The 14,428-nt window shown below is 57.0% G+C and carries 11 protein-coding genes; 4 read left to right on the forward strand and 7 right to left on the reverse strand.

What is annotated here, in order from left to right; genetic code table 11:
- Positions 1–119 precede the first annotated feature (119 nt).
- The 6 genes from A4308_RS14630 to puuD all read right to left on the reverse strand — a co-directional run bounded on the left by A4308_RS14630 (position 120) and on the right by puuD (position 7,289).
- Positions 120–1,607, reverse strand: a complete 1,488-nt coding sequence (locus tag A4308_RS14630; RefSeq protein WP_045282039.1) for a carboxypeptidase M32 — start codon at positions 1,605–1,607, stop codon at positions 120–122.
- A gap of 123 nt (positions 1,608–1,730) precedes the next feature.
- Positions 1,731–3,002, reverse strand: coding sequence for a 4-aminobutyrate transaminase (gene puuE / locus A4308_RS14635; protein ID WP_045282040.1), 1,272 nt, complete (start codon positions 3,000–3,002; stop codon positions 1,731–1,733).
- Between the two features lie 25 nt (positions 3,003–3,027).
- The gene (locus tag A4308_RS14640; protein WP_014883627.1) at positions 3,028–4,308 is read right to left on the reverse strand and encodes an NAD(P)/FAD-dependent oxidoreductase; all 1,281 of its coding nucleotides are present in this window, start codon (positions 4,306–4,308) and stop codon (positions 3,028–3,030) included.
- On the reverse strand, positions 4,305–5,798 hold the full coding sequence (puuC, locus tag A4308_RS14645) for an aldehyde dehydrogenase PuuC (RefSeq protein ID WP_045282042.1): 1,494 nt from the start codon (positions 5,796–5,798) through the stop codon (positions 4,305–4,307). The genes A4308_RS14640 and puuC overlap by 4 nt, the downstream gene beginning before the upstream one ends.
- A 155-nt stretch (positions 5,799–5,953) precedes the next feature.
- A complete protein-coding gene (gene puuR, locus A4308_RS14650; RefSeq protein ID WP_013096835.1) occupies positions 5,954–6,511 on the reverse strand; it encodes an HTH-type transcriptional regulator PuuR in 558 nt (185 codons plus the stop codon).
- A gap of 25 nt (positions 6,512–6,536) precedes the next feature.
- Positions 6,537–7,289: a gamma-glutamyl-gamma-aminobutyrate hydrolase gene (gene puuD, locus A4308_RS14655; RefSeq protein ID WP_196238017.1), complete on the reverse strand. Its 753-nt coding sequence runs from the start codon at positions 7,287–7,289 to the stop codon at positions 6,537–6,539.
- Between the two features lie 226 nt (positions 7,290–7,515).
- On the opposite strand from puuD, the gene A4308_RS14660 reads away from it, so the two are divergent.
- Positions 7,516–8,934, forward strand: coding sequence for a glutamine synthetase family protein (locus A4308_RS14660; protein WP_045282043.1), 1,419 nt, complete (start codon positions 7,516–7,518; stop codon positions 8,932–8,934).
- Between the two features lie 355 nt (positions 8,935–9,289).
- The gene (locus A4308_RS14670; RefSeq protein ID WP_014883631.1) at positions 9,290–10,681 is read left to right on the forward strand and encodes an APC family permease; all 1,392 of its coding nucleotides are present in this window, start codon (positions 9,290–9,292) and stop codon (positions 10,679–10,681) included.
- 75 nt (positions 10,682–10,756) lie between these two features.
- Here A4308_RS14670 and A4308_RS14675 read toward each other — a convergent pair whose 3' ends face one another.
- Positions 10,757–12,010 (reverse strand): MFS transporter, encoded by a 1,254-nt coding sequence (locus A4308_RS14675; RefSeq protein ID WP_063308646.1) that lies wholly within the window; start codon positions 12,008–12,010, stop codon positions 10,757–10,759.
- A 121-nt stretch (positions 12,011–12,131) separates the two neighbouring features.
- Between A4308_RS14675 and A4308_RS14680 the strand changes: the two genes are divergently transcribed.
- Positions 12,132–13,037 carry a LysR family transcriptional regulator gene (locus A4308_RS14680; RefSeq protein ID WP_014883633.1) on the forward strand — a complete coding sequence of 302 codons (906 nt, stop codon included), beginning with the start codon at positions 12,132–12,134 and terminating at the stop codon, positions 13,035–13,037.
- 120 nt (positions 13,038–13,157) lie between these two features.
- Positions 13,158–14,378 carry a sugar metabolism global transcriptional regulator Mlc gene (gene mlc / locus A4308_RS14685; RefSeq protein WP_023330287.1) on the forward strand — a complete coding sequence of 407 codons (1,221 nt, stop codon included), beginning with the start codon at positions 13,158–13,160 and terminating at the stop codon, positions 14,376–14,378.
- The last annotated feature ends 50 nt before the right edge of the window (positions 14,379–14,428 follow it).

Genomic DNA, 14,428 nt, shown 5'->3' on the forward strand with positions numbered 1-14,428 from the left:
AAGATGGTGTTGGTAAGTATATTTAATTAACATTAATTTTTTAACTATACTCTCCATTAATCATAAAATCTAAATGAGAATGTGATTTGAATTACGCCGGGTTCCCCCGGCCAAATAGATTACAAATAGCGCGAGGTGAGATGTTCGCGGAAGTAGCGGATATTCAGATCTTCGCCCGTCGCCTGGGTGATTAATTGCGACGTGCTGAAGCGGCTGCCGTGCTGCCAGATGTTCTGACGCAGCCACTCAAACAGGGCCGAAAAATCGCCCTCGGCGATAGAGGCCTGTAGCCCCGGCAGGGCGGTTTTTGCGGCATGGAACAACTGTGCAGCATACATAGCGCCCAGCGTGTATGACGGGAAATAACCAAACCCACCGTCGGTCCAGTGGATATCCTGCATACAGCCGTTGCGATAGTTGTCTTTGGTTGATAACCCGAGCCAGGCCTGCATTTTTTCATCCCACAGGGCGGGAATATCGTCCACCTCGATCTCGCCGTTAATCAGCGCACGCTCAATTTCATAGCGCAGCACCACGTGGGCCGGGTAGCTCACTTCGTCTGCATCAACGCGGATGTAACCTGGCTTCACGCGCTGGTTCCAGGCGATAAAGTTCTCTTCGCTGAAGGCGGCCTGGCTACCAAAGCGGGCGTGAACGGCAGGGAGCAGATGCTTCAGGAAAGCCTCGCTGCGTCCCAGCTGCATTTCAAAAAACAGGCTCTGAGATTCGTGGATGGCGGTTGAACGCGCCAGCGCCACGGGTTGTCCTGCCCAGGCTCGCGGCAGGTTTTGCTCGTAGCGCGCGTGTCCGGTTTCGTGGATCACGCCAAACAGCGCGCTGAGCAGCTCGTCCTCGTCATAGCGCGTGGTGATACGCACATCTTCCGGCACGCCGCCGCAGAACGGGTGGGCACTGACGTCCAGACGACCGCCGTTAAAATCGAAGCCGAGCATCTTCATGGCTTCCAGTCCGAGTTCACGCTGGGTAGCCGTCGGGAAAGGGCCTTGTGGCGGGACGAACGACCGCTGAGCCTGTTTTTCCACCACGTTCGTCAGCAGGTCCGGCAGCCAGGTTTTCATATCACCAAACAGCACGTCCAGGCGCGCGCTGGTCATGTCCGGTTCGAAAATATCCAGCAGGGCATCGTACGGGGTACAGCCTTTGGCCTCGGCGCGAAGACGGGCTTCTTCACGGCTGAGTTTGACGACGTCTTTTAGATTGGCGGAAAAACCCTGCCAGTCGTTAGCGGGACGCTGAGTACGCCAGGCGTGCTCACACTTGCTGCCCGCCAGCGATTTGGCTTCAACCAGCGATTCCGGCAGCAGGGTCGCCTGCTGGTAGTGGCGCGTCATTTCACGCAGGTTAGCCTGTTCGACGTCATTCAGATCTTCCTCTGCCGCTGCGGTCAGCCATTCGCCCACTCTTTTATCGGTAAGGAGCTGGTGCTGCAGGACGCTCATTTCCGCCAGCGCTTCACCGCGCGCGGCACTACCGCCGGGCGGCATCATGGTAAACATGTCCCAGCTGGCGATGGAGGAGAGATGCGAGAAGCGGGAGAGGCGCTGGAAGGTTTTCACAAGTGACTGATAGGCGGATGGATTTTGCAATTCTAATTTCCTCTTGCCAGGGATGTGTTTCAGGGAGCATACAATGAAACAGGCCAAATTCCCCAACATTTCCTCCGTGGAAACCGTCTTCCGGAAGTCCGGGAGACGGTTCTCAGTGGGCACTTATGCCTTATCACGCATAACCTGTTGCAGGATCGCCAGCGCCTGGGTGAACTGGGCATCCGGTATGGTCAACGGATAAAGGAAGCGGATCACGTTTCCGTACTGGCCGCAGATCAGTAACAGCAGGCCCCGGGAAAGTGCCTTTTGCTGAATTGCCTGCGCGATGGCGGCCGACGGTTCACGGCTCTCGGGATCAAAAAACTCTGCCGCAATCATCGATCCTCTTCCTCTTATCGCCACGAGCGCAGGGAAGGTGCCCTGAATCTCCTCCAGCGTGGCGCTCAGTCGATCGCCCAGGTGACAGGCGCGCGCGCACAGTGACTCGTTGTCGATAATATTCAGCACCGCGTGCGCGGCGGCCACCGCAAGCGGATTGCCTGCATAGGTTCCCCCGAGTCCACCGGGGGCTGGTGCATCCATGATCTCAGCGCGGCCCACCACGCCGGACAGCGGCATTCCGCCAGCCAGGCTTTTGGCCATCGTCATCAGGTCAGGCTTGTCAGCGTAGTGGTCCATGGCAAACAGCTTACCGGTACGGGCGAAACCGCTCTGCACTTCATCGGCAATCATCACGATCCCGTGCTCATCACAGATGCGGCGGATGGCGGCCACCAGCTCTGGCGGCGCGACGTTGAATCCGCCTTCACCCTGAATAGGTTCAAAAATAATCGCCGCTACCTGTTTCGCCTCAATATCTGCTTTGAACAGGCGCTCTATCGCCGTGATGGCATCCTGCGTCGTGATGCCGTGCAGCTCGGAGGGATACGGTACGTGATAAACGGACCCGGGGAAGGGGCCAAATCCCAGCTTATAAGGCGCGACCTTGCCGGTTAACGCCATGGTCATATAGGTTCGGCCGTGAAAACCTCCCCCAAAGGCAATCACGCCAGGCCTGCCGGTGTGGGCCCGGGCGATTTTAATGGCATTTTCCACCGCTTCCGCGCCCGTCGTGAAGAACGCGGTTTTAGCCGGGCCCTGTACCGGGGCCAGCTCGTTAAGTTTTTCGGCCAGGGAAACGTAGCTTTCATATGGCACAATCTGGTAGGCCGTGTGGGTGAACTGGTGCAGCTGTTTTTCCACTGCGGCCACCATTTCAGGATGACGATGGCCGGTATTCAGTACCGCGATCCCGGCGGCGAAATCAATATAGTCATTGCCTTCCACGTCGGTAAGCGTGGCATTCTCCGCCGTGCGGGCAAAGAAATTACACATTACGCCTACGCCGCGCGGGGTGGCCGAAAGTCTGCGCTGATGAAATTCCTGGTTACTCATGTCAGATACCCTTTTGTCGAAATGATCAAACGCCAAGACGATCGCGCAGGCTGTAATACGCCGCGCCCATCGCCGTAAATGGAATCCGCAGGCTGCGACCGCCCGGGAAGGGGTAGTGCGGGAGGTTTGCAAACGCATCAAAGCGCTCTGCGTCACCGCGCAGCAGTTCCGAAATCAGCCGTCCGGCCAGGTGGGTGCAGGTCACGCCGTGGCCGCTGTAGCCCTGCATGTAGTAGATGTTTTTATCCAGACGACCAAACTGCGGCATGCGCGACAGGGTCAGCAGGAAGTTGCCCGTCCAGCGGTAGTCGATTTTGACCCCTGCCAGCTGAGGGAAGGTTTTCAACAGCTTTGGCATCACCAGACGCTCGACATCGTCCGGATCGCGCGCGCCATAGACTACGCCACCGCCGTACAGTAGTCGGTTGTCGGCGGTGAGACGGTAGTAGTCCAGCAGGTAGTTGCAATCTTCAACACAGTAGTTATTGGGGATTAGCGTGCGGACGACCTCTTCCGGCAGTGGGGCGGTGGTCACCACCTGGGTGCCGCAGGGCATGCTGCGTTTTGCCAGTTCTGGTTCGACCTTATCGCCCAGATAGGCATTTCCGGCGACGATCACATAGCGGGCCGTCACCTGACCATGCTGCGTGCTTACCACGGCCGGGCTGGTGTGCTGAATGGCGGTCACCGGGGATTGTTCATACACACGCCCGCCGTTAAGGCGAATGGCGTCCGCTTCGCCGATCGCCAGGTTGAGCGGATGAATATGTCCCCCGCTGCGGTCCAGCAGCGCGCCGGTATAGCGTTCGCTGTCGACTTCCCGGCGGATCGCGCTGGCATCCAGCAACTCCAGCTGCGTGTTGCCGTAGCGTTCCCAGTTGGCTTTTTGCTCTTCCAGCGTCTCCAGCTGCTTATGGTTCAGGGCAACAAACAGCCCGCCGGGACGATAGTCGCACTGGATCTGATAGCGCTGAATACGCTCCCGGATGATTTCCCCGCCTTCAAACATCATGCTCCCAAGGACTTTGGCAGCATCGGGGCCATAGTTTTTCTCAATCACGTCGATATCGCGGCTGTAGGAGTTAACCAGCTGGCCGCCGTTGCGTCCGCTGGCACCGAAGCCGATGCGCGCCCCTTCAAGGAGCACCACGTCGTAGCCCATTTCAGCGAGATGCAGTGCGGAGGAGAGGCCGGTATAACCGCCGCCTACCACGCACACGTCACAGCTGATTGATTCGCTAAGCGTCGGGAATGGTTCGTACGCGTTCGCGCTGGCCGCATAATAGCTGGTGGTATGTTCGGTCATGATTGAGGCTCCAGGGCAATCCAGATGGTTTTCAGTTCGGTAAATTTTTCCAGCGCGTGCAGAGACTTATCGCGACCGTTGCCGCTCTGCTTATAGCCACCAAACGGTACGGTCATATCCCCGTCGTTATAGTTATTGACGAAGACCGAGCCTGCCTTCAGGCGGCGGCTCATGCGGTGTGCGCGGGAGAGGTCGCGTGTCCATACCGCCGCGCCAAGCCCATATTCACTGTCGTTGGCCAGCGTTAAGGCTTCCTCTTCGGTTTTAAAACGGGTGACGACCAGAACAGGCCCGAAAATCTCTTCCCGGCACAGCGGGGAGGCAGGGTCGATGTCGACAAAAATGGTTGGACCTACCGCAGAAGGCCAGGATTGTGCCCGCCCGTCCAGCAGCAGCGTACCTTTCCGGGCGCCCTCGCGAATAAACGTGTGAACGGTATCGGCGTGCGCGGCGTCGATGAGCATTCCCATCGTGCTGTCGGGATCGAGCGGATCGCCCGGCTGCCAGTGGCGGGCCTGCGCTTTCAGCTTTGCCAGAAAGTCATCGGCGATGCTCTCCTCAAGCAGCAGGCGGGTCCCGGCGATACACACTTGCCCTTGGTTATAAAAAATCCCGGCGGCGGTCGCGCTCACGGCCTTGTCCAGGTCCGGACAGTCGGCAAAGACAATGTTGGCGCTCTTGCCGCCAGCCTCCAGCCAGACGCGCTTCATGTTGCTTTCGCCTGCGTCCTTCAACAGCTGCTTGCCGGTACGGGTAGAGCCGGTAAACGTCAGCACCTCAACGTCCGGATGCAGGGCCAGTGCCTGGCCCGCCTCGTGGCCGTAACCGCTTATCACATTCAGCACGCCGTCCGGCAGGCCCGCCTCTTTCGCCAGCCCGGCCAGACGCAGGGCGGTGAGGGGCGATTTTTCGGACGGTTTCAATACCACGCTATTGCCCGCGATCAGTGCCGGGCCCAGCTTCCAGCAGGCCAGCAGCAGCGGGAAGTTCCAGGGGACGATGGCGGCGACAACCCCGATCGGCTCGCGCACAATCATTGCCAGCTCGTCCGGCCCCGTAGGCGCCACTTCGCCGTAGACTTTATCCGCCGCTTCGGCGTACCAGCGAATGGCGCGCGCCGCGCCGGGAATATCGTCGCGCAGGCTGTGGCGGATGGGTTTACCGGTGTCCAGGGTTTCCAGTAAGGCCAGCTCTTCGCCGTGGCGTTCCATCAAATCGGCGAACTTATTGAGAACGTATTTGCGCTGCGCCGGTGACGCCTGCGACCAGTCGCCACGGTCAAATACCTCACGCGCAGCCTGAACCGCGAGGTCTACGTCCGCCTGCTTGCCCCGGGCCACATTCGCCAGCGTCTGACGGGTAGCGGGGTTGACGGTGTCAAACGTGGCCTTATCGGCGGCGTCACAATAGGCACCGTTAATAAATAACCGGGTCTCAATGGCACTGTTTTTTGCTTTATCCTGCCAGTAAGTCAGGTGCTGAAAATGCATATTCACTCCTTTCTTTCGCAATCAGATAAATAAAGGCATGGCCGTTTCAGGCAATACGAAGCCGTGAGGCATCCCGGGGATTAACCCGTAAAATGCCGACATTGATCGTTTTTATTTGCCCCGGCGTAAGTCTTTACGCCGGGGCTGAGTGGTTATCAGAACGTGGTGGGGGTGTGGGCACTGATAATGCGGCAGATGCCTGCCGAGGTATTGCTGAAGCTGTGCGGTATGCCGGTATTAATGGCATAGCTTTGCCCCGCAACCAGGTGATAAGGCTGGCCATTAATGGTCAGCACAATTTCACCTTCCAGTATCGTACCAATCTCCTCACCCTGATGTTTGATCCTCTCTCCGGTCGTGGTTCCAGGCTGGTAAGTTTCAAAAATCATCGCCAGCGTACGGTTCGGATTTCCGTTGTGAACCAGCTTCATCGAAACCCCCTGACTGCCTATTTCGATAAGGTCTTCCTGATTAATAACCACCTGCGGTTCATCAGGTTTTTCCGGTTCCGAAAAGAATTCCGAGAGCGACAGCCCATAGACTTTCAGCAGCTTCTGAAGCGTACTGATGGCAGGACTGACTTTATCCTGCTCGATGGTGCTGATGGCACTGTGTGTTAACCCAGACAGTTCGGCGGCACGCCGCTGCGAGAGACCCAGTTGCTGGCGGATCTCAGACAGACGTTTCCCTGGCGCCAGTCCGTCATCGCTCATAGTTGCATTTCCTTTACGGTAGTGGTCAAAGTCGTTGCTTCTCGGCAATGTGGCTTTGACAGGCGGTGATAAAACCTTCAAACAACATACGTGACAGGGCGTACTCGCTGCTGTTCCATTCGGGGTGCCATTGCACGCCGAGGGCAAAAGGATGGTCATGCACGCTGACCGCTTCAACCAGCCCGTCCGTCGAGCGGGCCTCCACGCGAAGCCGTGGTCCTAACGTTCGTGCACCTTGCCCGTGTAACGAGTTTACCCAAAATGTGTTACAGCCTGGTATTAATTGAGACAGCAGTCCTCCCTCCTGAACCTGAACTTCATGAGACGGGGCGTATTGTAGCTCAACCGGCAGTTCAGGATCTTCCCGGTGCTCAAGCAGGTCATTCTGCTCGAACAGGCGACGATACAGCGTCCCTCCCGTCGCAACAACCAGTTCCTGCAGCCCCCGGCAGATGGCGAAAATGGGGATGCGCCTTTCGAGCGCGGCGGCAATCAGCGCCATACTCAGAAGATCACGCCCGGGATCGGCGTCAGGCTCATCGCCGTTTTCACCATAAAGGTGCGGCTGCACGTTACTTGGGCTGCCCGGCAGGTAAATCCCGTCCAGGGTTGGCAGCAGAGTGGTAAGCAACTCTGGCTCTGCCAGCGCATGCGGTAAGGCAATGGGTAAGCCCCCCGCATTGATAATGGCATTCAGGTACTTTTCTTGCAGGGTCTGGGTCTCATGACCCTTAAGCCTGTTTCTGCACATCACCACGCCAATGACTGGCTTGTTCATTATATTTTCCATGATCGCCCTCACAAAGTGGACTAAATTTAGGCCAGTTTCACCTGTAAAACGGCCTTTTCGTTCAATATTTTCTCAATCTAGCAACGAGATCTGCCTTTTGCAAACTTAATTTAACATTTGACAAACAATTTATTTGCATACAGATTCGATAGGGTGGACATTATATTTGACAGTCCTGAGCAGCGAACGCAAATCCCAAAAACGGTGGTAAATCATGGAAACCAATATCGTAGAAGTTGAGAACTTTGTTCACTACACGGATGAGAGGCGGGGCAGTGCCTTTACGCAGGAGGTGAAGCGCTATTTAGAACAGTATCCGAACACCCAGTTTATTGATGTCCTCCTGACCGATTTGAACGGCTGTTTTCGCGGTAAACGTATTCCGGTTGCCGGACTGAACAAACTCGAAAAAGGCTGCTATTTCCCAGCGTCGGTGTTCGCCATGGATATTCTGGGTAACGTGGTGGAAGAGGCGGGCCTGGGGCAGGAGCTCGGCGAGCCTGACTGTGTTTGTGTGCCGGTGCCGGGCACCCTGACACCGTCCGCCGCGGACCCGGAATACATTGGTCAGGTGCAGCTCACCATGGTCGATGAAGATGGCGCTCCCTTTGACGTTGAGCCGCGGAACGTACTCAACCGGCTCTGGCAGCAGTTGCGCCAGCGCGGTCTGTTCCCCGTGGTAGCGGTAGAGCTGGAGTTCTATTTACTTGATCGGAATCGCGATGCCGAGGGCTATCTGCAGCCACCCTGCGCGCCGGGCACCGACGTGCGTAACACGCAAAGCCAGGTCTACTCGGTTGATAATCTCAACCACTTTGCTGACGTGCTGAACGATATTGATGAGCTGGCGCAGCTGCAGTTGATCCCCGCCGATGGCGCAGTGGCTGAGGCCTCGCCGGGTCAGTTTGAAATTAATCTGCACCATACGGAAAACGTGCTGGATGCCTGTGATGATGCGCTGGCGCTAAAACGTCTCGTCAGGCAGATGGCAGAAAAACATAAGATGCACGCCACGTTTATGGCGAAGCCGTATGAAGAGCATGCGGGCAGCGGGATGCATATCCACATCAGTATGCAAAACAACAGAGGCGAAAACGTGTTCGCGGACGCCAGCGGCGAGGATTCCGCGCTGCTGAAACGCGCGCTGGCCGGGATGATCGATCTGATGCCAGCGTCCATGGCGCTGCTGGCACCGAACGTCAACTCGTACCGCCGTTTCCAGCCGGGAATGTATGTGCCGACGCAGGCGTCATGGGGACACAACAACCGCACGGTTGCCCTGCGTATTCCCTGCGGCGATCGCCATAACCATCGAGTCGAATACCGGGTGGCAGGGGCAGACGCGAATCCGTATCTGGTGATGGCGGCGATTTTTGCCGGCATTCTGCACGGGCTGGATAACGATTTACCGCTGCAGGAAGAGGTTGAAGGCAATGGTCTGGAGCAGGACGGACTGCCGTTCCCGATTCGTCAGAGTGATGCGCTGTGGGAGTTTATGCAAAACGATCGCCTTCGCGAGCGGCTGGGCGAGCGTTTCTGCCACGTGTATCACGCCTGCAAAAATGATGAATTACTGCAGTTTGAACGCCTGATTACTGAAACAGAAATCGAGTGGATGCTGAAAAACGCCTGATAACGCGCCCCGGTAAGGGGCCGCTTTGTTTCATCTCATACGTATCACCATACGGCCTGCGCGGAGCCTGGCCGAACTGTTCGCTGGCACGCCAGCTATCTCCCGGGAGTCGCGTTATGGAGCGCAGGCGGCACAGGGACTTTCTTAACGACACTGTGTGACGAGGTAGGAAATGATGCAGATGTTCAACTATCCGCAGGGCGAAGGGGGCCAGTCAGGCTTCCATGGTGAATGCGAGCCAGAGACGGTGCGCTGGTACGGTCGCGTTTGTTCTTCACAACTTCCCCCTTTGCTAAGCAGGTTTGCGTTAAGGTCAACGCGATTGCAAACCACGGTAAGCATGGGGGGACGGTGTATGGCGACTAACACGTCTCTTGACGCGCCGGGCATGGCCGGCAGAACCCGACTGCGCAGTTCTCTTAAGCTCTGGCAGGTGGTGATGATGGGGCTGGCTTACCTCACCCCCATGACCGTGTTTGATACCTTCGGTATTGTGTCCGGTATCAGCAACGGCCACGTGCCCGCCTCGTATCTCCTGGCGCTGGCTGGCGTCATGTTTACCGCCATCAGCTACGGTAAACTGGTACGGCAGTTCCCGGAAGCGGGCTCCGCGTATACCTACACGCAGAAATCGATTGGACCCCACGTGGGCTTTATGGTCGGCTGGTCATCGTTGCTGGACTATCTCTTCCTGCCGATGATCAACGTGCTGCTGGCGAAGATCTACCTTTCCGCGATGTTCCCTGAGGTCCCGCCGTGGGTCTGGGTAGTGGGGTTTGTGACGATCCTGACGCTGGCGAATCTGAAGAGTGTTAACCTGGTCGCCAACTTTAATACCCTGTTTGTGCTGGTGCAGGTCGCGATTATGGTGGTGTTTGTCATCCTCGTGGTGCATGGCTTGCACAAGGGAGAAGGGGTCGGCACCGTCTGGTCGCTGCAGCCGTTTATCAGCGAGAACGCACATCTGATCCCTATTATTACCGGCGCGACCATCGTCTGCTTCTCTTTCCTCGGTTTTGATGCGGTTACCACGCTTTCGGAAGAGACGCCAAACGCGGCACGGGTCATTCCCAAAGCCATTTTCCTGACCGCGCTGTACGGCGGGCTGATATTCATTATTGCCTCGTTCTTCATGCAGCTCTTTTTCCCGACCATCGCGCGCTTTAAGAACCCGGATGCCGCGCTGCCGGAAATCGCACTGTACGTGGGCGGTAAGCTCTTCCAGTCGGTGTTTTTATGTACCACCTTTGTCAATACACTGGCTTCGGGTCTGGCCTCGCACGCCAGCGTCTCGCGGTTATTGTATGTGATGGGGCGTGACAACGTCTTTCCGGAGCGGGTGTTTGGTTATGTGCATCCGAAATGGCGTACCCCGGCCCTGAACGTCATTATGGTGGGGATAGTGGCCCTGTCGGCGCTGTACTTTGACCTGGTGACCGCAACGGCGCTGATCAACTTTGGCGCACTGGTGGCGTTTACGTTTGTTAACCTCTCGGTGTACAACCATTTCTGGCGGCGTAAGGGGCTGAACAAAACGTGGAAAGATCGTTTCCACTATCTCCTGCTGCCGCTTATTGGGGCGGTAACGGTCGGCGTGCTGTGGATAAACCTCGAAGCGACGTCCCTGACGCTTGGCCTCATCTGGGCGGCACTGGGGATCCTTTACCTGACATGGCTAACGCGCCGTTTCCGAAAACCGCCTCCGCAGTTTGAAGCCGGTAAGATAGAGCAGGCCTGGGATTCCTGAACGATAAACGGCACCAGTACGCTGGTGCCGTTTAGGTCGCTCGTGCGTCTTACCGGACATCAGCCCGCACGTTTATTATCTCAAACGTTGATGAAGACTTGCCCCCACCAGCAGTGCGGCACAAAGCATCAGGGCGATAAACCCGCCCACGCCGTTCCAGCCGTAGTGATGCCAGAACACGCCGCCCAGCGTCCCGGCGATGCTGGATCCCAGGTAATAGCTAAACAGGTACAGCGACGATGCCTGTCCTTTGGCTCGACGCGCGCGCGGGCCAATCCAGCTGCTGGCGACCGAGTGCGCGGCGAAGAACCCGGCGGAGAAGAGCAGCATCCCGGCAAAAATCAGCCACAGTGAGGAGAAGAGCGTCAACAGCAGGCCGAGCAGCATTACCGCTGTGAAGACCAGCATGACCGGCCCGCGGCCGAAGCGTGCGGTCATCGCCCCGGCTTTTGGCGAACTCCACGTGCCGGTGAGATAAGCCACAGAAAGCAAACCGACCATGGCCTGATTCAGATGCCACGGCGAAAGCATCAGGCGATAGCCAATATAGTTAAACAACGTGACGAATGACCCCATCAGCAGGAAGCCCATCAGGAACAGGCGCGGCAACCCTTTATCACGCCAGTGCAAACGGAAGTTAATAAACAGCGTTTTCGGGCGCAGAGAAATCGGGCGGAAATGGCGTGATTCCGGCAGGATTTTCCAGAACATCAGTGCAGATGCCAGCGCGAAACACCCGATAACCGCCAGCGCAATACGCCAGCTAAAGAAGTCCGTAAAGACCCCGCTCAGCAGACGCCCACTCATGCCGCCAATTGAATTCCCGCTGATGTACAACCCCATCGAAAAGGCAACGAAGCTCGGATGGATCTCTTCGCTGAGATAGGTCATCCCGACCGCGGCCACGCCGCTGAGCGACAGCCCGATCAGCGCGCGCATCACCAGAATGCCGTGCCAGCTGGTCATCATGGTCGAGAGCAACGTACAGACCGAGGCCAGCATCAGGGCAGTGACCATCACCGATTTACGGCCAATGGCGTCGGACAAAGGGCCGGTAAAGAGCAGGCCAATTGCCAGCATCGCGGTTGAAATCGAGAGCGAAACGCTGCTGCTGGCGGGCGATACGCCAAACTCATGGGAGAGAACGGGGAGGATCGGCTGAACGCAGTAGAGCAGGGCAAACGTGGCCAGACCGGCCGAAAAGAGCGCCAGGGTAACGCGCATAAATTGGGGAGTACCACGTTTAATGAACTGAACCGGCTGCGATGCTACGGGTAAATCATTGATATCGCTGGCCGGAGAGATATCAATGGAGGTTGTACGACTCACACAGTTTCCTTGCTTAAACATCCCCGTGATTTCGGGTGACGGGTATGACCACACGATCAGGGTAGGAAAATGTAAATATTCTGTCTAATATATTAATTATCTCAAATGATACTTTAAAAATATGAATATCGAACTGCGTCATCTTCGCTATTTTGTCGCCGTTGCTGAGGAGCTGCATTTTGGCCGCGCGGCGGCACGGCTGAATATCTCTCAGCCCCCGTTAAGCCAGCAGATTCAAATCCTCGAACAGCAGGTGGGCGCGCGCCTTCTGGCCCGCACCAACCGCAGCGTGAGCCTGACGGCGGCGGGTAAGCAGTTTCTGACCGACAGCCGACAAATCCTGAGCATGGTTGATGACGCCGCCGCCCGTGCAGAGCGGCTTTACCTCGGAGAAGCCGGTGAGCTGCGAATCGGGTTTACGTCGTCCGCGCCCTTTATCAGCGCCGTCTCCCAGACGCTTTCCTCATTCCGCCGCCATTTCCCGGATGTGCATATTCAGACGCGCGAAATTAATACCCGCGAGCAAATTGCACCGCTGAATGAAGGCGCACTGGATTTGGGGTTGATGCGGAATACGCAGCTGCCGGACACGCTGGCGTGGCAGGTGATTCTGCATGAACCCCTGATGGCTATGATCCCCCTTGACCACCCGCTGGCCTCGCGTCCGGCGGTATCGCTCGCAGAGCTGGCAAAAGAACCCTTTGTCTTTTTTGATCCTCAGGTCGGAACGGGCCTGTATGACGACATTCTGGGACTGATGCGTCGCTACGATCTTGCTCCGGTTATCACCCAGGAGGTGGGCGAGGCGATGACCATTATAGGGCTGGTCGCCGCCGGACTGGGGGTCTCTATTCTTCCTGCCTCCTTTAAACGGGTACAACTGCGCGAAATGCGCTGGGTTCCCATCGCCGAAGAGGATGCCGTTTCCGAGATGTGGCTGGTCTGGTCAAAACATCGTGAACAGAGCCACGCCGCGCAGCGCTTCAAACAGCAGTTAATCAGCGCTTCAGGTGGGCAAAACCGGTAGGGAAAAGGGATAAAAATGTGCGGTAAATCACAGAGCTAAGTAAATATTTGACGACAGCTATGGAAGTGCTTCACCATAGCCCAAAGTTTATTTCGAAGCTCGAAAATAAGGGAGTACGAGGTGGTTGCTGATAGTCAGCCAGGGCACATTGATCAGATTAAGCAGACCAACGCTGGCGCGGTATACCGCCTGATTGATCAGCTTGGTCCGGTTTCGCGTATCGATCTTTCGCGCCTGGCACAGCTGGCACCTGCCAGTATCACCAAGATTGTCCGTGAAATGCTGGAAGCGCACCTGGTCCAGGAGACGGAAATTCAGGAGCCGGGCAGCCGTGGCCGTCCGGCGGTCGGGCTGGTGGTTGAGACGGAAGCATGGCATTACCTGTCACTGCGCATCAGTCGCGGGGAGATCTTCCTCGCGCTGCGCGATCTGAGCAGCAAACTGGTGGTGGAGGATCGGCTTGAGCTGCCGCTCAACGCGGAACAATCGCTCCTCGATGCCATTGTCTCCCATATCGATAACTTCTTTATCCGCCATCAGCAGCGGCTGGAACGCTTAACGGCAATCGCCATCACCATGCCGGGCATTATTGATACCGAAAACGGCATCGTGCACCGCATGCCGTTTTACGACGATGTTAAAGAGATGCCGCTGGGAGAGGTGCTGAAAAACCATACCGGCGTGCCGGTCTATATTCAGCATGACATCAGTGCTTGGACCATGGCGGAGGCCCTGTTTGGCGCGTCGCGCGGTGCGCGTGATGTGATTCAGGTGGTGATCGACCATAACGTTGGGGCGGGTGTCATCACCGACGGGCGTCTTCTTCACGCCGGGAGCAGCAGCCTGGTGGAAATCGGGCACACTCAGGTCGACCCATACGGGAAGCGCTGTTACTGCGGGAACCATGGCTGCCTGGAGACTATTGCCAGTGTAGAAAGCGTGCTGGAGCTGGCGCAGGTCAGGCTCAGCCAGTCCATGAGCTCCTCGCTGCACGGCCAACCCTTAACGGTCGATTCCCTCTGCGCCGCCGCGCGTCAGGGAGATTTGCTGGCGAAGGATATTATTACCGGGGTGGGGAACAACGTTGGCCGCATCCTGGCGATTATGGTGAACCTCTTTAACCCGCAAAAAATCCTGATTGGCTCCCCGCTCAGCCAGGCGGCGGAGATCCTCTTTCCGGCGATCTCGGCCTGTATCCATCAGCAGTCGCTTCCCGCCTACAGCAAGAATATTGCGGTGGAAAGCACCCAATTCTCTAACCAGGGCACCATGGCAGGTGCGGCGCTGGTCAAAGATGCCATGTATAACGGCTCGCTGCTTATCCGCCTGTTACAGGGTTAACTCTTTTCCGCAGATGTACGAAAAATTGCGCTATCTCAAGCCGGGTAGCG

Source organism: Enterobacter sp. ODB01, from assembly GCF_001623605.1.
In the GTDB taxonomy this organism is placed as follows: Bacteria; Pseudomonadota; Gammaproteobacteria; order Enterobacterales; family Enterobacteriaceae; genus Enterobacter; species Enterobacter kobei.

Excerpts from the sequence above, each read along its gene's own strand:
- puuR (WP_013096835.1), bottom strand. The coding sequence starts at position 6,511 with ATGAGCGATGACGGACTGGCGCCAGGGAAACGTCTGTCTGAGATCCGC.
- A4308_RS14680 (WP_014883633.1), top strand. The coding sequence starts at position 12,132 with ATGAATATCGAACTGCGTCATCTTCGCTATTTTGTCGCCGTTGCTGAG.
- A4308_RS14660 (WP_045282043.1), top strand. The coding sequence starts at position 7,516 with ATGGAAACCAATATCGTAGAAGTTGAGAACTTTGTTCACTACACGGAT.
- puuE (WP_045282040.1), bottom strand. The coding sequence starts at position 3,002 with ATGAGTAACCAGGAATTTCATCAGCGCAGACTTTCGGCCACCCCGCGC.
- A4308_RS14640 (WP_014883627.1), bottom strand. The coding sequence starts at position 4,308 with ATGACCGAACATACCACCAGCTATTATGCGGCCAGCGCGAACGCGTAC.
- puuC (WP_045282042.1), bottom strand. The coding sequence starts at position 5,798 with ATGCATTTTCAGCACCTGACTTACTGGCAGGATAAAGCAAAAAACAGT.
- puuD (WP_196238017.1), bottom strand. The coding sequence starts at position 7,289 with ATGAACAAGCCAGTCATTGGCGTGGTGATGTGCAGAAACAGGCTTAAG.
- A4308_RS14670 (WP_014883631.1), top strand. The coding sequence starts at position 9,290 with ATGGCGACTAACACGTCTCTTGACGCGCCGGGCATGGCCGGCAGAACC.